At 70.9% G+C, this 18,803-nt stretch carries 20 protein-coding genes; 11 read left to right on the forward strand and 9 right to left on the reverse strand.

The window, feature by feature from the left end; translation table 11 throughout:
- The first annotated feature begins 33 nt into the window (after nt 1–33).
- From JD276_RS12455 to JD276_RS12465, 4 genes are all read left to right on the forward strand, one after another.
- Complete coding sequence (locus tag JD276_RS12455) at nt 34–387, forward strand: DUF7882 family protein (RefSeq protein ID WP_200115983.1); 354 nt, start codon at nt 34–36, stop codon at nt 385–387.
- A gap of 191 nt (nt 388–578) precedes the next feature.
- Nucleotides 579–848, forward strand: a complete 270-nt coding sequence (locus JD276_RS12460; RefSeq protein WP_200115984.1) for a hypothetical protein — start codon at nt 579–581, stop codon at nt 846–848.
- A 65-nt stretch (nt 849–913) separates the two neighbouring features.
- Nucleotides 914–1,042, forward strand: a complete 129-nt coding sequence (locus JD276_RS16210; protein ID WP_267906428.1) for a hypothetical protein — start codon at nt 914–916, stop codon at nt 1,040–1,042.
- A 96-nt stretch (nt 1,043–1,138) separates the two neighbouring features.
- Nucleotides 1,139–2,293, forward strand: a complete 1,155-nt coding sequence (locus tag JD276_RS12465; protein ID WP_200115985.1) for a DUF2207 family protein — start codon at nt 1,139–1,141, stop codon at nt 2,291–2,293.
- A gap of 45 nt (nt 2,294–2,338) precedes the next feature.
- Here JD276_RS12465 and JD276_RS16355 read toward each other — a convergent pair whose 3' ends face one another.
- Nucleotides 2,339–4,648: a molybdopterin-dependent oxidoreductase gene (locus JD276_RS16355; protein WP_307866561.1), complete on the reverse strand. Its 2,310-nt coding sequence runs from the start codon at nt 4,646–4,648 to the stop codon at nt 2,339–2,341.
- A gap of 194 nt (nt 4,649–4,842) precedes the next feature.
- On the opposite strand from JD276_RS16355, the gene JD276_RS12475 reads away from it, so the two are divergent.
- From JD276_RS12475 to JD276_RS12485, 3 genes are read left to right on the forward strand one after another with little or no spacing between them, the layout of a single operon-like run.
- Complete coding sequence (locus JD276_RS12475) at nt 4,843–5,910, forward strand: ABC transporter substrate-binding protein (RefSeq protein WP_200115986.1); 1,068 nt, start codon at nt 4,843–4,845, stop codon at nt 5,908–5,910.
- Nucleotides 5,907–6,725, forward strand: a complete 819-nt coding sequence (locus tag JD276_RS12480) for an ABC transporter ATP-binding protein (RefSeq protein ID WP_200115987.1) — start codon at nt 5,907–5,909, stop codon at nt 6,723–6,725. The genes JD276_RS12475 and JD276_RS12480 overlap by 4 nt, the downstream gene beginning before the upstream one ends.
- A 3-nt stretch (nt 6,726–6,728) precedes the next feature.
- Complete coding sequence (locus JD276_RS12485) at nt 6,729–8,369, forward strand: ABC transporter permease (RefSeq protein WP_200115988.1); 1,641 nt, start codon at nt 6,729–6,731, stop codon at nt 8,367–8,369.
- A 55-nt stretch (nt 8,370–8,424) separates the two neighbouring features.
- On the opposite strand, the gene JD276_RS16360 is transcribed toward JD276_RS12485, so the two are convergent.
- Together JD276_RS16360 and JD276_RS12495 are read right to left on the reverse strand one after the other, a co-directional pair.
- Nucleotides 8,425–9,513 carry a glycosyltransferase family 4 protein gene (locus tag JD276_RS16360; RefSeq protein ID WP_200115989.1) on the reverse strand — a complete coding sequence of 363 codons (1,089 nt, stop codon included), beginning with the start codon at nt 9,511–9,513 and terminating at the stop codon, nt 8,425–8,427.
- 147 nt (nt 9,514–9,660) lie between these two features.
- Nucleotides 9,661–10,593 carry a DMT family transporter gene (locus JD276_RS12495; protein ID WP_200115990.1) on the reverse strand — a complete coding sequence of 311 codons (933 nt, stop codon included), beginning with the start codon at nt 10,591–10,593 and terminating at the stop codon, nt 9,661–9,663.
- Between JD276_RS12495 and JD276_RS12500 the strand changes: the two genes are divergently transcribed.
- Nucleotides 10,592–11,998: an aminotransferase-like domain-containing protein gene (locus tag JD276_RS12500; RefSeq protein ID WP_200115991.1), complete on the forward strand. Its 1,407-nt coding sequence runs from the start codon at nt 10,592–10,594 to the stop codon at nt 11,996–11,998. The genes JD276_RS12495 and JD276_RS12500 overlap by 2 nt on opposite strands.
- Nucleotides 11,999–12,136: 138 nt before the next feature.
- On the opposite strand, the gene JD276_RS12505 is transcribed toward JD276_RS12500, so the two are convergent.
- On the reverse strand, nt 12,137–12,703 hold the full coding sequence (locus tag JD276_RS12505; RefSeq protein WP_307866563.1) for a TetR/AcrR family transcriptional regulator: 567 nt from the start codon (nt 12,701–12,703) through the stop codon (nt 12,137–12,139).
- A gap of 98 nt (nt 12,704–12,801) precedes the next feature.
- On the opposite strand from JD276_RS12505, the gene JD276_RS12510 reads away from it, so the two are divergent.
- Nucleotides 12,802–13,302, forward strand: coding sequence for a hypothetical protein (locus JD276_RS12510; RefSeq protein ID WP_200115993.1), 501 nt, complete (start codon nt 12,802–12,804; stop codon nt 13,300–13,302).
- Nucleotides 13,303–13,405: 103 nt separating this feature from the next.
- Here the strand turns inward: JD276_RS12510 and JD276_RS12515 are convergent, their stop codons facing one another.
- Together JD276_RS12515 and JD276_RS12520 are read right to left on the reverse strand one after the other, a co-directional pair.
- On the reverse strand, nt 13,406–14,836 hold the full coding sequence (locus JD276_RS12515) for an MBL fold metallo-hydrolase (protein WP_200115994.1): 1,431 nt from the start codon (nt 14,834–14,836) through the stop codon (nt 13,406–13,408).
- Nucleotides 14,837–14,873: 37 nt separating this feature from the next.
- The gene (locus JD276_RS12520; protein WP_200115995.1) at nt 14,874–15,059 is read right to left on the reverse strand and encodes a DUF8730 family Cys-rich protein; all 186 of its coding nucleotides are present in this window, start codon (nt 15,057–15,059) and stop codon (nt 14,874–14,876) included.
- A gap of 128 nt (nt 15,060–15,187) precedes the next feature.
- On the opposite strand from JD276_RS12520, the gene JD276_RS12525 reads away from it, so the two are divergent.
- Nucleotides 15,188–15,484: a metal-sensitive transcriptional regulator gene (locus JD276_RS12525; protein ID WP_200115996.1), complete on the forward strand. Its 297-nt coding sequence runs from the start codon at nt 15,188–15,190 to the stop codon at nt 15,482–15,484.
- Nucleotides 15,485–15,525: 41 nt separating this feature from the next.
- Nucleotides 15,526–16,251 carry a hypothetical protein gene (locus JD276_RS12530; protein WP_233615671.1) on the forward strand — a complete coding sequence of 242 codons (726 nt, stop codon included), beginning with the start codon at nt 15,526–15,528 and terminating at the stop codon, nt 16,249–16,251.
- 67 nt (nt 16,252–16,318) lie between these two features.
- Here the strand turns inward: JD276_RS12530 and JD276_RS12535 are convergent, their stop codons facing one another.
- From JD276_RS12535 to JD276_RS12545, 3 genes are read right to left on the reverse strand one after another with little or no spacing between them, the layout of a single operon-like run.
- Entirely contained in the window at nt 16,319–17,671 is a 1,353-nt protein-coding gene (locus JD276_RS12535; protein WP_233615672.1) for a replication-associated recombination protein A, read from the reverse strand.
- 38 nt (nt 17,672–17,709) lie between these two features.
- Nucleotides 17,710–18,084, reverse strand: coding sequence for an MmcQ/YjbR family DNA-binding protein (locus JD276_RS12540; protein WP_200115997.1), 375 nt, complete (start codon nt 18,082–18,084; stop codon nt 17,710–17,712).
- Nucleotides 18,081–18,473, reverse strand: coding sequence for an MmcQ/YjbR family DNA-binding protein (locus tag JD276_RS12545; RefSeq protein ID WP_200115998.1), 393 nt, complete (start codon nt 18,471–18,473; stop codon nt 18,081–18,083). The genes JD276_RS12540 and JD276_RS12545 overlap by 4 nt, the downstream gene beginning before the upstream one ends.
- Nucleotides 18,474–18,803: the final 330 nt, after the last annotated feature.

Genomic DNA, 18,803 nt, shown 5'->3' on the forward strand with positions numbered 1-18,803 from the left:
CTCCTGCTGGTTCCTGAGACCAGGAGGTCGATCATGGGATCCTTCCGCTACGACGGCATCACCACGCACTTCGAGGATCGGCTGCTCACGCACCTGCAGATCGTCATCGTCCAGAAGCTCGCCCGCGAGGAGTCGTTCCTCATGTCGTGGAAGGACAGCGTCACGGTCGGCGACGGGAGATCCGCCATCTGGCTCTCCCCCGGCACCGCGATCACCTTCAAGTTCTCGGGAAGCCGGGTACCGGCGATCAACCGGGACTGGCTGCTCGCCCTGGGCAGGTCCGCCGATTCCAGCACGGGGCTCATCGTCACCAAGGAGGACGGCAGCCTCGCCGAGGCCGACGCGACGGGGAACAAGTACCCGGGGAGCCTGCGGCCGGAGGAGTGACGAGCCGACGCGCCTCGGACGCCTCGCGCAGGGACCCCTATACACCTCGCGCACGGACTCGTCAAGCACTGGCCGGGATCCCGATCCCGGCTCTACCTTGAGACTCCTGGCGCTCCGAGCTCGCTCGCCGAGCACCAGCTGGCGGTGACGTCCTTCCGCACCGCTCGGAGACGACCGAGGAGACAGCAAAGATGTTGGATTCCGTAACGCAGGGCGCGCAACTCGCGCCGGAGCCTCCGACAGCGGAGGACATCCGACTCGATCCCCTCTCGGAGCGGGAGTGGCGCGTGATCGACCGGCGCATGCGCGCACAGGACGCACCGTCGGTCCTGGGGTTCATCGAGAAGGTCGGCAACACCTACGAGACCCTGGCGATCCGCGACGGCTGCGCCCGCTGGAGCTTCCGGGACCTCCGCGAGGCGCTGGCGCTCTTCGCGGGCGGCGGGGCGGAGCGACCGTGAACGCCGCGGAGGGGCGCTCCGGGTGGCGAGCGCTTGGGACGACCCTTCGCGATGGGATGCTCGGAGTGCTCCCGCGGACCCGGCGTCAGCGCCGGACCCGCGGGAACGGGCGGCTCGTGGCGGACGATCCCTACGCCCGATACCTGGAGTGGCTGCAGCGCGGGGAGCGCACGCTGCACGTGCCGGAGCCGTAGGGACCCCGGCCTGACGCCGCCCCGCGGACCGACGAGGAGGTCGGGCGGGCGGCGGCCGACCGATCGGCTCCCGCCCGCTCGGATATCGTGGGACGGGTGACCGACCCCTCCGTGATCATCGGCTTCCTCCTGATCGGCGTCGCCCTCGCCTCGATCGGACTGCTGATCGTCGCGATCTCGCGCGCGGCCGCGCACGGGCTCCCGTCGTCCCGGGTGGTCGAGTACGCGCCTCCGCCGACGGGAAGCATCTTCGAACACGGGCTCGCGGCCCGGGCCGACCGGCGAGTGCTCACCGCCGCGGTCATCGACCTCGCCGTGCGGGGCCGGATCAGGGTGCTCACCGCCCGCACCCGTCGCCGCGCCATCGCGATCGAGGTGCACGCGGGCGCCTCGCTCACGCCCGAGGAGCGCGATTTCCTCGGCGCGTTCCGGCCCGCCGCCATGCGGCCGAGGCAGCAGCAGCGCCACCTGCGCGCGCTCCGCGACATCGGCATCGCCGTCGATCGCCCCGAGAGCGCTCCCGACGTCGTCTTCCTGCGGGGGCGCGGCGCGTTCCGCGGCTATCGGCGCCGCAGGCTGACGGAGTTCTTCGACGCGACCCGCCGGCGCATGACCGCGGACGGCTTCACGCGCCGAGCACCGAACTCGGTGCATCTCGTGCTGCTGTCGCTGCTGTTCCTCGCCGTGCTCGCCATCGGCCTCGTGCTCATGCTCGGCGCAGCCGTGGAGGGCGAGTGGCTCGGCGGCGTCGCGGTGCTCGTCGACGTCGCCCTCGTCTTCTGGGTGCTCACACTCGCCCCGCCGCCGCTGCTGCGCTTCACCGATCGCGGACAGGAGCTGCGCCGGCACCTCTCCGGCCTGCGCGACTACATGCGGCTGGCCGAGCAGGATCGGCTGCGGATGCTCCAGTCCCCCGAGGGCGCGCTCCGCACGCCGGCCGGAGCCCTCACCCCCGGAGGCGCGGCGCTCGGGCTGCGGCCTCAGCCGACCGCCGGCGACCCGGTCGCCCAGTCCGCACTCGACCGCTTCGAGCTCATCGAGCGGCTCCTGCCGTACGCGATCCTGTTCCGGCAGGAACGAGCCTGGCAGCGGGAGTTCGAGCACCTGGGCGGCGCCGTCGACGTCTCCCAGAACATGCGGGTGCTCGGCGGCACCCTCGAAGGGGTCGTGGTCGTGCTGCAGGCGCTCGTCATCATCGGCCAGATCGTCCGCGCGGTCGGCGGCATCCTGTCGCTCTTCGGTCGGCACTGACCGGCTGCGGCGCTCAGCCTGCGCGTCCCGGATCGGCCGCGGCGCTCAGGCCCGCGACATCGGCGGCAGCGCGAAGGCCTCCACCGGCGGCGGCTCGCCCGCGTAGCGCTCCACCTCGACACGGGCGGTGTGCGCGCTGGTGCCCTGCCCGAGCTTCGAGGTGCCGATGTCGGGCGTGAGCACGTTCGGATTACCGTGGCGCTCGAGGCCGGTCTCGGGATCCGGATCGAACCACGCGCCGGTCGGCAGCGCGATCACCCCCGGCATCACCTGCTCCGTGAGGGCGGCGCTCGCGAGGCAGGCGCCGCGGTCGTTGAACAGGCGCACGGCGTCGCCGTCTCCGATGCCCCTCGCCGCCGCGTCGACCGGATGGATGCGGCACACCTCGCGGCCGCCGACCTTGCGCGTCGCGCTCACCGGCCCCATGTCCATCTGGCTGTGCAGGCGGGTCGCCGGCTGGTGCGAGATGAGATGGAGCGGATAGCGCCCGGCCTCGGCGTCCTCCCGCTTCGGGAACCACATGGGGTGCCCGGCGCAGTCGTCGTACCCGAAGGCGTCGATGGTCTCGGAGAATATCTCGATCCTGCCGCTCGGCGTCTGCAGCGGCACACCCGCCAGCAGCTGCGCCATGTGGCTCCGCTGCGGGGCCGGGGGGACCCGAGCGTACCCCTGCTCCCAGAAGGTGTCGAAGTCGGGCATCTCGATGCCGTACTCGGCGGCCTCGCGACGCGAGGTCTCGTACACGCCGCGCAGGGTGAAGCCGCCCGTGTAGGCCTCCTCGCAGTCGAGGCGCTGCGCGATCCGGCGCAGGATCTCGCGATCGTCGAGCGCCTCCCCCACGGGCTCGATCGCGCGCTTCATCGCCATGATCCAGACGTCGCTCGACTTCGCGCCGATGTCGTCGCGCTCGAGCGAGGTGGTCGCCGGCAGCACGATGTCGGCGCGCTTCGCGGTCGCGGTCCACCACGGCTCGTGCACGATCACCGTCTCCGGCAGCTGCCAGGCCCGCTCCATGCGCACGAGATCCTGATGGTGGTGGAACGGGTTGCCGCCGACCCAGTAGATGAGGCGGATGTCGGGGTAGGTGCGCCGCTGCCCGTTGAAGTCGTAGGCGCCGCCGGGCCGCTCCAGTGCGTCGGTGATGCGCGCCACCGGGATCTCGGCGCCCGCGAGCGGATTGCGCGCGCGGGCGGGCTGGGGCACCCCGAACGGCTGCCGGTTCGAGCCGATGCCGTCCGACGATCCGAAGCCGATGCCGAACCCCTCGCCGCGGCGGCCGATCCCGCCGAGCATCGCGGCGAGGGTGATCGTCATCCAGTGCGACTGCTCGCCGTGCTCGGCCCGCTGCAGCGACCAGGTCGCCGTGACGAGCGAGCGCGAGGAGGCGAGATCGCGGGCGAGGGAGCGGATGGTCCCGGCCGGGATCCCCGTGATCGCCGACGCCCAGGCCGCGGTCTTGGGGGTGCCGTCGGTCTCGCCCCGGAGATAGGCGGCGAAGCGCTCGTAGCCGACCGTGTGCGCGTCGAGGAACGCGCGATCCTCGAGCCCCTCGTCCTGCAGCGTGTGCGCGATCCCGAGCAGCAGCGCGGTGTCGGTGCCGGGGCGGATCGGCAGCCACTCGAGGGTGTCGGCCTGGGCGGTCTCACCGTCGATCGGGTTCACGCTGATCGCGCGCACTCCGGCGCGGAGCACGCGATCGAGCCCCGGCGCGCCGCGGTGCGCTCCCATGCCGCCCGAGTCGATCTTCATGCTCTGCGCCGGCACGCCGCCCAGCATGAGCCAGATCTCGGTGCGCTCGGCGATCTCGTCCCACGTGTGGGAGTCGGAGACGTTCGCGTCGTACCCGATGATGCGGGGGAAGAGCACCGAGGTGGCGCCGTGGCTGTAGGTGCCGGTCGAGGCGGTGAAGCCGCCCGAGGCGGAGAGCAGGCGGTGCAGGTGCGTCTGCGCGTGGTGGAATCGGCCGGCGCTCGACCAGCCGTAGCTGCCGGCGAAGATCGAGGCGGGGCCGTGCTCGGCGTGCACGCGCCGGATCTCGCCGACGACGAGGTCGAGCGCCGTGTCCCAGTCGACCTCGACGAACTCGTCGGCGCCGCGCGGCGCCTCGGCGCGCGAGCGACCCTCGAGCCAGCCGCGCCGGATCGCGGGGCGGGCGACGCGATTGCGCGCGTGCACGGCCGCCGGGATGTTCCGCAGCAGGTCGGCCGGGTCGGGATCCGCCTCGAACGGCACGGCCTCGACTACGCGGCCCTCGACGACGCGCGCGCGGAACGCGCCCCAGTGGGAGCTGTGGATCACGCTCTGCTCGGGGGCGGCGCTGCCGGTCTCGCCGCCGGTCTCGCTGTTCTCGGGCACCGTTCCATGTTCTCACGCCCGCCGGGGGCTTCCCCGCCTGACAGTGTTCACCGCTCCGCGCGGTCGCCGGACGGGGCCGCCCCCGGGGCCGCAGCATGGGCGAATCCTATTGAAGCTCCCGCCCCTGTTCAACCATCTCGCCCCGCTCGAACGCCCGGTTAGACTCGGGAGTCACCGGTGCAAGGGAGGCGTCGATGCGCGATTCGATACCCGGAGGCGGCGCTCTGCCGCCTGCGATCACCCGCCGTGCGCTCTTCGGCGGAATCGGCGGCCTCGCGCTCGGCGGGTTCCTCGCCGGCTGCGCGCGCAGCTCCCCCGGCGGGAGCGGCTCCGTCGGCGGCCCCGCCGACGTGACCTACCAGCTCTCCTGGACGCACTCGGTGCAGTTCGGGGGCACGTACCTGGCTCAGGATCGCGGCCTCTTCGAGGAGCTCGGCCTCACCGTGCGGCTCGCGGCCGGCGGGCCCAATGTGGCGGGCGACACCTCGACGGTGAGCGGCTCGGCGCTGATGAACATCTCGGCGGCCGACGGCGTCGCGCGATCCAACGCGGAGGGCGCCGACCTCGTCGTCATCGGGGCCCAGTACCAGAAGAGTCCGGGGACGATCCTCTCGCTGGGAGAGGCGCCGCTGGAGCGGCCGGAGCAGCTCCGCGGCAAGCAGATCGGCGTCGCCGGTGCGGACACGCCGGCGCTCGACGCGTTCCTCGCCATCAACGATCTCGACGCCGACGAGGTGCAGTTCGTCCCCAGCCAGTACGATCCGGCGGTACTCACGGCGGGCCAGGTCGACGGACTCTTCTGCTTCTACAACGATCTGCCGGTGGCGCTCGCGGTCCAGGGCATCGACTCCCACTCGATGCTGCTCGCCGACTTCGGATACAACCCGATGAGCCAGACGTACACGGTGCTGCGATCCAGCCTCGAGGACGACGCGAAGCGGGAGCAGATCGTGCGGCTGCTGCGCGGGGACGCGCAGGGCTGGCAGCTCTACCGCGAGGATCCCGCCGCCGCAGCCGACCTCACCGTGGAGATGTACCCGGACGCCGGGCTCGACCTCGAGACGCAGCGGAAGCAGGCCGAGGTGCAGCTCGACATCATGTACTCGGAGGCCACCGACGAATCGGGCTTCGGGTGGTTCAGCGAGGAGCAGGTCGAGGAGAATCTCAGACTCTTCGAGCTGCTCGGGATCGACGGCGCCACCGAGCAGATGTGGGATCACTCGATCCTCGAGGAGGTCTACGAGAACGGCCCCACGGCGTGAGCGTCGCATCGGCCGAGGAGCGGCCGACCGAGGTGGTCGCGCCGCGGGTCGACTGCCGAGCGGTCGCCAAGACCTTCTCGGCGCCCGGAGGTCCGGTGCCCGCGCTCGACTCGCTCGATCTGACCTTCGCGCCCGGCTCGGTCACCGCGCTGGTCGGACCCTCGGGCTGCGGCAAGTCCACGCTGCTGCGCATCGTCGCCGGGCTGGAGCGGCCCGATCCGGGCGGCTCGGTCAGCATCGCGGGCGACGACCCCCTCACGGTGCGGCGGCGGGGCGAACTGGCGATCGCGTTCCAGGACGCCTCGCTCCTGCCGTGGCGAACGACGGCGGGCAACGTCGCCCTGGCGCAACGGCTGGCCCGCCGGCCGGCCGATCCCGAACGGGTGGCCGAGCTGCTGAGGCTGGTCGGGCTCGCCGGATTCGAGCGGGCGCGCCCGGCTGAGCTGTCGGGCGGCATGCGTCAGCGTGCGGCCATCGCGCGCTGCCTCATCACCGAGCCCCGCCTGCTGCTGCTCGACGAGCCCTTCGGCGCGGTCGACGAGCTCACGCGGCGGCGGCTCAACATCGAGCTCCCGCCCCTGTGGTCCGGCGCCCAGACCACCACGCTGCTCGTCACCCACTCGATCTCCGAGGCCGTGCTGCTGGCCGACCGCGTGCTGGTCATGTCCCCGCGACCGGGGACGATCGTCGCCGACATCCCGGTGCCTCTCGAGCGGCCGCGGCGCATCGAGCAGCTCCACAGCCCGCGCTTCGACGAGCTCGTGGAGCGCATCGGCGCGCTGCTCGGCGTGGACCGGCCCGTCGGCGGGAGCTGAGCGATGGTGCTGCAGGCCGAGCCGACGGCGCCGCCGGTGTCGCGGGCGCACGCCGAGCGCCGAGCGATCCGGATGAGGCCGGCCGCCGCGCTGCGGGCCGCGCTGAGCTGGATCGCGGTCCTCGCCCTGTGGGAGCTGGCGGGTCGCACGATCCTGGCCGGCCGGCACCTGGTCGGCACGCCGTCGGGCATCGTCGCCAAGATCGTGGAGAACGCCGAGGTCTACGGCCGCGGGCTGATGTTCACCACGGGCGAGGCGCTGCTGGGCTACCTGATCGGCAACCTCGCCGCGGTGGCGCTCGCCCTCGTGGTCGTGCTGCTGCCGGGTCTGGAGCGGATCGTGCTCAGGCTCGCGCTGGTGGTCTACTGCCTGCCGCTCGTCGCGCTGGGGCCCCTGCTGCGCCTCGTCTACGGCTTCGGCGACGGCCCCCAGATCACGCTCGCCGCCCTCGCCGTCTACTATCTGACGCTCGTGCCGCTGCTCGTGGGTCTGCGCGCGGTGCCGCGCTCCTGGATCGACCTCACCGCCTCCTACGGGCGGGGGCGGTGGACGACGCTGGTCGTCGTGCGGGCGCGCGCCGCGCTGCCCTATCTGATGGCCGGGCTGCAGGCCTCGGTGCCCGCGGCCTTCCTCGGCGCCCTCGTCGGCGAGTTCACCGGCGCAGAACGCGGCCTCGGCGTGCTGTCGATCCTGGCCCTGCGGAGCCTCGACACCGACGGGCTGTGGGCGCTGATGCTGCTCAGCGCCGCGGTGTCGCTGGTCGGGTACGGGGTCGTCTCGGCGCTCGCGCGCCGCCTGACGCCCGAGCGGCCGACGGTGCTGCTCAGCCCGCCCGCGTCCGGGCGGCGGCGATCCGCGGGTCTGCGCTGGCTGCGCGCGGTCGGCGGCGCGACGCTGGTGGCCGTGCTCGTCATCGCCCTCTGGATCGTGCTGTTCGAGCTGCTCGGACTGGATCCCTATTTCGCGAAGCGCCCCTGGGACGTCTGGGAGTGGCTCGTCACGGCTGACGCGGCCTCGGAACACCGCGCCGAGCTGCTCGCAGCGCTCGGGCAGACGGTGGCGGTCGCGATCCCGGGCTATTTCGCCGGGCTGCTCATGGGCCTGCTCCTCGCGACGGCCTTCTCGCTGTCGAACCGGGTGCGCCGAGCGCTCACGCCGGTCGCGGTCGCGCTGCGGTGCGTGCCCATCATCGCGATCGCGCCCCTGCTGGTCGCCGCGCTCGGCCGCGGGCCGTTCGGTACCGCGGTCGTCGTGGCGATCATGACCTTCTTCCCCACCCTCGTCTCGTGCCTCTACGGCCTGCGCCAGCTGCCGGGTCAGGTGGCCGACGTGTTCGCGACGTATGCGACCCCGGCGCCGCGAGTGCTGCTGCTCGGCCGACTGCCCGCCATGGCGCCCGCCTTCTTCGCCGCCGCCCGCATCGCCGCGCCGACGGCGCTGCTCGCCGCGACGGTGGCCGAGTGGCTCGCGACGGGCACCGGCCTCGGCAACCAGATGGCGGTCGATGCGGCGACGAGCCAGTACACCTCGCTGTGGTCCACAGTCGTGATCGTCACGGTCGTCTCCCTGGCGGCGTACGCGCTCGTCGAGTGGATCGAGGCGCGGGTGCTGGCCAGAGTGGCCCCTGAGCAGGGGCGCTGGTGACCGGACCCGCGTCCTCCGCGATCCCGCGGTCTTGCGGTGGGATCCGGGCGTCGTCTCACCTCGTGAGTACCTCGGCGATGGTCCGGGCGGTGTCGCTCCAGGCCGGGAGATGCTCGCGGCGCTCCCGCGCATCGCGTCTCCAACGAGCGCGCAGGGCCGGATCGTCCAGCCAGGCCCGCAGCTCTGCCGCGAGCGCGCGAGCGTCGCCGACGGGGAAGGTCGCGCCCGCGCCCCGCTGCGCCTCGACGGCGCCGGTGCCTTCGGACACCACCGACGGCACCCCGCGCGCCAGGGCCTCGCTGACCACCATGCCGTAGGTCTCGGTCCGGGAGGTGTGCACGAGGAGGTCGGCGCGGGCCCAGATCGCCGCGAGCGCCTCGCCGCCGCGCATCCCCGGCATCTCGACCCGGGAGGCGATGCCGAGCTCCGCCAGGCGGTCGCGCACTCGGCGCCCGAGCGCCTCGTCCACGGTGTCCGGTCCCACGAGGCAGGCGGTCCAGCTGAGGTCGCGGACGGCGCCGAGCGCCTCGACGAGGGTGAGCGGATCCTTCGTCTCCGTCACCCTCCCGAGCCAGAGCAGCATCGGCGTATCACTCTCCCCGATCTCGCGCTCGCTCTCACCGCCACTCTCGCCCTCGCGGGTGGCCGGGTCGCCGAGCGAGCCGGGTGCGCGCGGTGCGCGCCCGACGCCGGGCACCGCCGGCACGGCGTCGGGGCGACCGTATCTGGCCGCCACCTCTCGCGCCGCCCACTCGCTCGACGTCACCACCTCGGATGCGGCGGCGAGCGCGGCGGCCTCGTCCTCGGCCAGTCGCGCCCGGTCGGCCGCCGAGAGACTCGGATCGTCGGCGGGGAAGTAGTGCATCAGCACGGTGACGCGGCACCCGGAGCTCACCGCTGAGGCGACCGCCTCGGGGGCAGCCGATGCGACGATGTTGTCGACCAGCCAGTGCCGCTCGGCTGCCAGCACGCGGGCGAACGCGCGACGGTCGTCCGGCTCGGGCGTCGGCCAGGATCCTGCGATCGGATACTCCCGCACGTCGAGCTCCAGCTCCCTGAAGGCGGCCGAGAGATCGTCGTCGTAGCGGTTGCCGCCGCTCGCGGAATCGCTGCGCCAGCGCGCGAAGCCGATCCGGCGGGTCACGGCGTCGAGCCCCGGAGGGCGCGCGGGCTCGTGAGCTGGTTCGTGAGCTGCACCACCCGACCTCCCCTGCGTCGTCGCGGGCCCTGACGGGTCCGATCCTACCGGGACCGGCGGGCGGCGGCCGAGCGATTCGGGGCGCTCGGAGGCTCATCGAGCGGATCCCCCGTTTCTCGCACGCACGGCGAGGAGTGCGCAGCCGATGACGGCGATCCCGCCGAGGATCGTGGGCCAGCCGATGTGCTCGCCGAGCAGCAATCCTGCCCAGAGGATGCTCATCACCGGTTGCGTGAGCTGCACCTGGCTGACCCGGGACATGGGACCGATCGCGAGACCGCGATACCAGGCGAAGAATCCGAGGAACATGCTGACCGCCGCGAGGTAGGCGAACGCGCCCCACTCAGTCACCGCGCCCGTGGGCGGGTGCTGCGCGATCGCGATGCCGGTGAGCAGGATCATCAGCGGCGAGGCGAGCACGAGCGCCCAGGAGATGGTCTGCCATGAACCCAGTTCCCGGGAGAGCAGACCGCCCTCGGCGTAACCGATCGCGCAGACGAGCACCGCGGCGAACAGCAGCACATCCGTCCGGTGAAGACCTGCGAGACCACCGCCCTGCAGCGCTGCGAAGGCGACGGCCGCGACCGCGCCTGCGCCAGCCGCCGACCAGAACGAGCGCACCGGCCGCTCGCCCGTGCGCAGTACCGCGATGACCGCGGTCGCGGCGGGCAGCAGCGCGATCACGACGGCCCCGTGGCTGGCGGCCGCGGTCGTGAGCGCGAACGAGGTGAGGAGCGGGAAACCGATGACCGCACCCCCGGCGACCACGGCGACCCGTGCCCACTGAGCGCCGCGCGGGAGTCTCTGACGGGTGAGGAGCAGCGCCGCTGCGGCGAGCAGCGCTGCGATCACCGCGCGACCGGAGCCGACGAACAGGGGAGACATGTGTCCGTTCTCGACTGCGATGCGGGTGAACGGTACCGTGAACGAGAACGCGGTGACGCCGAGCAGACCCCACCAGAGGCCGGTACGAGACTCTAGTAGCGGTGTCGAAGAACTGGCAGTAGCGGTATCATGATCTGTCATGTCCAACAGTAGCAGTGACAGGATCGCGCTCGCCCTCCGCGAGTGGGTCGCTTCCGCTCCGGCCGGTGCCAGGCTCCCCTCGACCCGCTCGCTCGTTGCCCGGTTCGAGGCCAGTCCGGTCACCGTGCAGAAGGCGCTCAGAACGCTCATCGGGCAGGGCATCATCGAGTCGCGGCCCGGCGTCGGCACATTCGTTCGCACCATCCGCACCGCTCGCCCGAGCGACTACAGCTGGCAGACCGCGGCACTCGGCTCGCCCCGGCAACGCATCACGGCCGCCTCCGCCGCGCTGCGCACTGCCCCGAACGACGTGATCGCGCTGCACTCGGGCTACCCCGACAAGGAGCTCCTGCCCGAGCGCCTGGTGAGAGCCGCGTTCACCCGGGTCGCGCGCAGCGAGGCGGCGGTGAGTCGCCCGCCCGCCGCGGGACTCCCCGAATTGCAGTCGTGGTTCGCCGCCGAACTCGGCAATGCCACGCCGATGGGGCTCACCGCCCCCGCCGCGAGCGACGTCGTGATCCTCCCCGGAAGCCAGAGCGGGTTGAGCACGCTGTTCCGCACGCTCGTCGACCCCGGGCGGCCCCTACTCATCGAATCGCCGAGCTACTGGGGTGCGATACTCGCCGCCGCGCAGGTCGGCGTGGAGCTCGTGCCGATCCCGAGCGACGCGAACGGGCCGAACCCTGCCGATCTCGCACGCGCATTCGCGCAGACGGGTGCACGCGCGTTCTATGCGCAGCCGAACTTCGCGAATCCCACCGGAGGGCAGTGGTCGCCCGAGCTCGCGAACACGGTTCTCGGGATCGTGCGCGATCACGGCGCGTTCCTCATCGAAGACGACTGGGCGCACGACTTCGGCATCACGACCGATTCGGCGCCGCTCGCAGCGCACGACGACAGCGGGCACGTCGTCTACATCCGATCGCTCACCAAGAGCGTCTCCCCATCCGTGCGCGTCGCGGGCCTGATCGCTCGAGGCCCCGCCCGAGAACGCATCCTCGCCGACACTCAAGCCCAGTCCATGTACGTCAGCGGAGCGCTCCAGGCCGTCGCCCTCGACGTCGTCACCCAACCGGCCTGGCGCACCCACCTCCGCTCGCTGCGCGGGCAACTCGCGTTCCGCCGCGATCTGCTCGTCGACGCGATCCGCGAGCACGTCACGGCCGCACACCTCGAGGCGATCCCGCGCGGCGGGCTGAACCTCTGGCTTCGGCTTCCCGATGACACGAACCTCCTCCGACTCGTGCGTGATTGCGAGGCGGAGGGTGTCGCCATCGCCGCGGGCGACGACTGGTTCCCGGCCGAACCGACCGGGCGCTACCTCCGCCTCAACTATTCGGGCCCGAGCCCCGGCGCGTTCCCCGACGGCGCCCGCATCATCGGCGAGATGCTGGCGGCGCCGTAGCGCCGAGTCGCACCGAGTCGCTGCGAAGCGAGGCCACCGCCCAAGCCCTGATGTTCCCCCTATCGTCGCCGGAGCAGCATGTGTCATCCAGCCTTCCGGGTCGTTCAGTCGTTCAGCCCGAGTCTCGCCCGCAGCTCCTCACGGATCGGCGAGCAGATCCGTAAGGGCGTCTGCCGCGGTGCGCCGTTGCGCCGGGGTCAGCGATTCGCCGGTTGATGCCTCGTACATCCACAGCCCGTCCGCGGCGAGCCTCACCAAGAAGGCGCGCAGCCGGGCCGGACCGGCCTCTATCGCCTCGGCCGACGGAACCCAGCGGGCATGGAGCTCGCTCCAGATCGTCGATGCCTCGGGGTCCGTGGCGCCGTCGAGCATGAACAGCAGTTCGGCCCGGGAGGTGATTCCCGCGCAGGCACGGATGTAGGCGCGCAGTCGCTCGCCCTCCGACGCGCGGCCGTGTCCCCTCCCCAGTTCCTCTTCCAGTCGATCCTCGAATCTGGTGGCGAGGTGCTCGTGCAACGCCAGGATCAGCTGTGAGCGCGACGGGAAGTGGTAGATCACCCCGGCCCGGGTCACCTCGGCGATGCTCGCGATCGCGTCGAAGGTGAGCGCGGTGACCCCTGAAGTCTGGAGGACGTGCCGCGCCGCCTCGAGTATGCGTTCCCGGTTCCCCTGACGTGCCACCGCTCTCCTTACCCGGACGAACACCAAACTTTACTTTCTTGTTAGTATAGTATGGAGCGAGTGGATGGGCGCGCTCATCCCATTTCTGTAGTGGCTTTCACAGGTGCGACCGGGGGTGCGGAATGCAGCGCAAGCAATACATCTTCACGTTCGGAGACGCGTGGGATCTCCGCAGCCTCATCGGCTCCCCGCCCCTCGGACCGGAGCTTTGCGGGCGCAGGCTGTCGGTCGGCGCGTTCCGCGTGCGTTCCGGAGAGCGATTCGGCGACTTCCGGGAGCTGAGACTCCGCGCACGGGCCGAGATCATGGAGCACATCGTCGACCAGGTTCCCGACGTGCTCGTGCTCGTGCTCGACGCGGTCGACCGGCTGCGGGTCGCGAAGGCCGAGAGCCTCGCCCGGGGTCTCGCGATGGATGCCGCCCACACCTCCGCGATGCTCACCGGCCTCGACCTCTCCGTGGTGCCCCTCGTCATCCACGTCGCCTGGGAGCGAGATGTCCTGGTCAGTGCCCTGCTGGGCGGCCGATTCCACCGTGTCTTCGCCGACGGGTCGGTGCCCATCGAGGTCGCTCAGTTGGAACGCGCTCCCCCGCAAGTGCTCATCTCCGAAGGGGAACTCTGACCGGTGTATGGGGCAGACCGTGTGCGACGATGCGGGTCGGTTCCACATGCGACTCCCGGGCGGGCTGAGGAGAGCCGTGTCGCACTCGGCAACGGTGAGCGGCTCAGCCGACGGCGGGTTCCGGCACTACGGGGGTGTTGCCGGCGGCGACCCAGGCCGCGTAGCTGCCGTCGAGCTCGGCCACGTCGTACCCCTCGCGGCGCAGAGCGCTGGCGGTGACGCTGTTACGCACTCCGCTCTGGCAGTAGGTGACGATCGTGCCGGCGTCTTTCGCGGGAAGCCGGTCGAGATGCCAGAGCGCACGGCCGCCCGAGAGCTGAGCGGCGCCGGGCAGGTGCCCCGCGGCGTATTCCGTCTTGTTGCGCACGTCGAGCAGCAGCGAGCGCTCGAAGCCCTCGAGCTCCGCGGGGTGCAGCAGCTGCGGGGTGACGAGCTCGAGCCCGTCGAGGGAGGTGATGAAGCCTCGCACCGCGTCGATGCCGACGCGCACGAGGTGATTGCGGAACTCCTCGGCTTCCACGCGGGATGCGGCGAGGAGCACGAGGGGGCGCTGCTCCTTCTCCGGGTCGTAGACCCACGCTCCGTAGCTCGCGGCCTTGGCGAGGCCCGGGATGTTGAGGGAGCGCTCGACGGTGCCCTCGTGCACGTCGCTGTGGTGGCGCGTGTCGACGAAGATCGCCTCGCCCGCGGCGAGTTCGGCCCGCAGCTGCTCGGCCGTGTACTCGATGAGTTCGGGAGTCTCGCCGATGACAGCCGGGCCGAGCCTGTTCTGGGCTTTCATGCGCCCGAAGTACGCGTGCGCGTCGGGCTGACCGTTCAGCAGCTCGTCGATGAAGCCCTGCTCGTCGTGGCTCTTCAGGTACTTCCCCCACCAGGAGAAGTTCCGCTCATAGCCGACCGTGGAGGCGGCGATCGCACCGAGCGCCTTGCCGCAGGCGGATCCTGAGCCGTGCGCGGGAAGCACCTGCACGTAGTCCGGGAGGGCGAGGAAGCGGTCGCGCAGGCTCGCGAAGAGATCCTTCGCCCCCTGGAAACGGGTGTCGATGCCTCCGGCGGCCTCGTCGAGCAGATCGGGGCGGCCGAGGTCGCCGACGAAGACGAAGTCTCCGGTGAGCATGAAGCCGGGCTCATCGCTCTGCGCGCCGTCGGTGACGAGGAAGGACAGGTGCTCGGGGGTGTGCCCCGGGGTGTGCACGGCCTCGGCGGCGATGTTGCCGAAGCCGATCCGGTGGCCGTGCTTCATGCGCACGGCGCCGTCGAAGTCGCTGCCGTACGTCCAGTCGGGGCCGCCCTCGTCGCTGACGTAGATCGGGGCGCCGGTCGCGGCGGCGAGCTCGCGGGTGCCGGAGAGGTAGTCTGCGTGGATGTGTGTCTCGGTAACGCCGACGATGCGCATTCCGTTGTTCGCAGCGATGTCCAGGTAGACACCGAGGTCGCGGCGGGGGTCGACCACGAGGGCCTCCCCTTTCGCCTGGCAACCGATGACGTAGCTCGCCTGTGCGAGATCCTCGTCGTAGACGCGCTCCAGAAGCATGCTGTTCCCTTTCGTGAGAGGGGCGCAGGACGGTGCCCTAGCGCCCGAAGAGTCGAGCGAAGAAGCCGCCACGGTCCGCCTTCGCCTCGGCGATCTGCGTCTGAGTGTGCGTGCCGCCGCACCAGTTCCCGGCGGGGACCCCCGCCTTCACCTGGGCGACGTGCTGCCCGCACCCCGCCCAGGTGGTCTTTCCGCACACTCGGCACGTCACGGCTCGGCACATTCTGATCACCTGGACTCTCTGCGGGCACTCCGCTCAGAAAATACCCCCGGGGGTATATTGATCGACGAGCACCAATATACCCCCCGGGGTACAATGAGTGTCAAGTCCAGCGACGAAAGGGACGCATCATGCAGACAGACGCGCCGCTCGAGACGGCAGGGCCCGAGCACGACCCCGAGGCCAAGCGGAAGATCGTCAACCGGCTCCGCCGCGCGCACGGCCAGCTGGCGGCGGTCATCGCAGCCGTGGAGGGCGATGCGGGCTGCCGCGATGTCGTCCAGCAGCTCTCCGCGGTATCCAAGGCGATCGATCGAGCGGGGTTCCTCGTCATTTCAACGGCGCTCAAGGAGTGCCTGAGCGACGCGGGAGACAGCGAGCAAGAACGTGCGGAGGAGCTGGAGAAGCTGTTCCTCACGCTGGCTTGAGCGCACCGCCCCCCCCGGACGCGCAGGGAACAGGAGACGACGTGGCACGTGCTTTCTCGCTCACCGCCATGAGCGCGCAGGCGGCCCTGGCGGTTCGCGCGCTGCGCACCTGGTCGCCGCGGCAGTACGGCATCGCCGCGGTCGTCACGGTCGTATTCGGCATGCTGGTCGGGATCGTCACCGTGCTGATCCCGAACCCCTGGTTCATGCGCGACATCGACACGGTCTGGTGGAACTATCCGGTCTGGATCCTCACCTCGATCGGCGCAGGTCTGCTCACGGCCACCTATGTGCGGCGGGGCTCACGACAGGCCGAGCAGTCCACCGTCGAGGATGATCGCGAGACGCCGGCCGCGCGGCGCAGCGCCCGAATGGGAATCGCCGGCGGAATGCTGACGTGGTTCGCCGTCGGATGCCCGGTCTGCAACAAGATCGCCCTCCTCGCGCTCGGCTACTCCGGGGCGATCACCTGGTTCGCCCCGTTCCAGCCGGTGCTCGCGATCGCCGCGCTGCTGCTCACGTGGGTCGCGCTCGTGTGGCGCCTCAGCGGGCAGGTGGCCTGCCCGCTGAGCGGGTCGGCGATGACCGGATACAGGATCACCTCGAGTCCGTCATCGGCAATGCCCGCGCCATCGCACCCGAGCACTATGGGGATGCGTTCCGCAGGGTGCCCGACTCCTCGTAACGTCAAGACATCGTGCGGATTCAGCGTCGCCGCGTGGACCAGGACACGGGCCCAGCCTTCTCGAGATCGAGGCTCCGGATGATCCTCGGCGAGCACGAGCTCGGAAAGAGGCCGATCCGGATCCTGACCGATCGCGATTGCGGCGCGCATCAGAGTTCCCTTCCGTCGTCAGCAGGTGGGGGCTCTGCCTGCTCCTGTTCGTTTCGCACCCGCATCTGCCTGCGGAGTCGTTCCCATTCCCGCATCCGGTCGCGGACGACCTGCTCGTACCCGTTGCCCGTGGGCCGGTAGAGACGTTCGCGGTCCATGTCCTCGGGGAAGTAGTCGGCGCCGGAGAATCCGTCCTCGGTGTCGGGGTCGTACTGGTACCCCTTTCCGTAGCCGAGGTTCTTCATCAGCTTCGTCGGGGCGTTGAGGATGTGCGGCGGCGGCATGAGGGATCCGGTCCGCTTCGCGAGCTTCCGCGCCGCCCCGAGGCCCCGGTACACGCTGATCGACTTCGGTGCGGTCGCGAGGTACACGACGGCCTGCGCGATCGCGAGCTCGCCCTCGGGGGAACCGAGCCGTTCGTAGACCTCCCAGGCTCCCAGCGCCTGATGGAGCGCCTCCGGGTCGGCGATCCCGATGTCCTCGGTGGCGAACCTCACGACGCGGCGGGCGATGTAGAGGGGATCCTCACCCCCGTCGAGCATGCGTGCCAGCCAGTACAGAGCCGCGTCGGGATCGGAGCCCCGCATCGACTTGTGCAGCGCCGAGATGAGGTTGTAGTGCCCTTCCTGCGATTTGTCGTAGAGCGGGGCGCGCTGCTGCACCAGGTGGGCGAGGCCGGCCACGTCGAGCGGTTCGTGAACGGTCTGCAACTGCTCGACGAGGTTGAGCAGGTAGCGACCGTCACCGTCGGCCATCGCCACCAGCGCCTGCCGCGCTTCCGCCTCGAGCGGCAGGGACCGCCCCAACGCGTGTTCCGCCCGCTCGATGAGCGTGTCGAGAGCGTGCTCGTCGAGGCGCTTGAGCACGAACACCTGGCAGCGTGAGAGCAGTGCCCCGTTGAGTTCGAAGCTCGGGTTCTCGGTCGTCGCCCCGACCAGCACGATCGTGCCGTCTTCGACGTAGGGCAGGAACGAGTCCTGCTGGGCGCGGTTGAAGCGGTGGATCTCGTCGACGAACAGCAGCGTGCCCTGCCCGATCTCGCGTCGCTTCTGGGCCGCGTTGAACACCTTGCGCAGGTCGGCGACGCCGGAGAACGTCGCGGACAGGGGCTCGAAGATGAGATTCGTGCGCTCGGCCAGGAGGCGGGCGATCGTGGTCTTCCCGCAACCCGGCGGCCCCCACAGGATCATCGATACGAGCCGCTGCTCGGCCACCATACGCCCGATCGGTCCGTCCTCGCCGAGCAGGTGCTCCTGTCCGACGACGTCCTCCAGGGTCGCCGGACGCAGCCGATCCGCGAACGGGCGCGCGGAGTCGTCCGGCTCGAACAGCGAGAGCGCATCCTGACTCATCGACTCGGCTCCTTTCCCACCCTCTGCGAGGGCGACCTTCAGGCGTCTTCCTCGGGGCGGTCTTTCGCCGGTGCCTGCTGTTCGGCGAGTTCGTAGGAGCCGTGCACGAGACCCTCGACCAGGGAACGGGTGACCCCGTCACCCGCGGCGATGGAGATCCAGTGCTCCTTGTCGAGATAGCGACCGCGACTGATCGAAGCGTGGTCCCGCCGCAGCGCGTCCCCGAGATGCGGGTCGACCTTGACCGTGATGATCTCGAGCTCCGGGTCGTCCTCGGTGACGATCAGGAACACCTTCCCGGCGACCTTCCACACCCGCAGATGCGCGGTGAACGGGTGCCCGCTGCTCGTGCCCGGCAGACGATCGGCGGCTTCGACCGCGACCCGCTGGAGCTTCGTTCCCGTCAGGCTCACGTTCGGGTGTCCTTCCCGAAGGTGGACGGATCCACCGGCCACCGGGCTTTGGGCACGTTCTGCTCCAGCACCAGCAGATACGACTCGGTGACCAGATCCTCCACCAGCTGGGCGTCGATCTTCTCGCCCGGATTCAGGGTGATCCAGTGCTTCTTGTTCATGTGATACCCCGGAGTGATCTCCGGATACGCTTCCCGCAGCACGGCACCGTCTGCAGGGGAGGCTTTGAGGATCACGATCGGTTCGCCCGTGACCCGCGTCTGCAGCATGAATACCCGATCCCGCACCTTGAACACGTCCCAGTCGGGGCCGAACGGGTGCTCGAGGCCTGCACCCGGCAGCTCTTCGCTACGCGCTGCCGCCTGCTGCTGGATCGCCTCACCGTCCACCTGCTTCTCCTCGACCGTCTCGATGCACCTGTCTCATCCAGGGTAGGCGGGGCCGATCGTCTACGGCACTAGCCCGGCGTGAAAGGCAGGAATCCGGTCGGGCGCTCCCTCATGACGACGACGACATAGGTGCCCGCAGGGAGGCTCCCGAGACGTGCTCGCGCTGCGCAGTCTTGTGGCCGGGATGCCGCTAATCGCACGTCGCCCCTGCGGTGCGGCCGGCACGGGGCCGTCGAAGGACGATCTCGCCATCGGAAAACGACGAAGCGGGGGGGGGGGGGGGGGGGGTTCGCCCCCCGGGTGGGGGTGTGTGTGCCGGGGGCGCGCACA

This window comes from Leucobacter chromiisoli (assembly GCF_016522505.1).
Lineage (GTDB): Bacteria > Actinomycetota > Actinomycetes > Actinomycetales > Microbacteriaceae > Leucobacter > Leucobacter chromiisoli.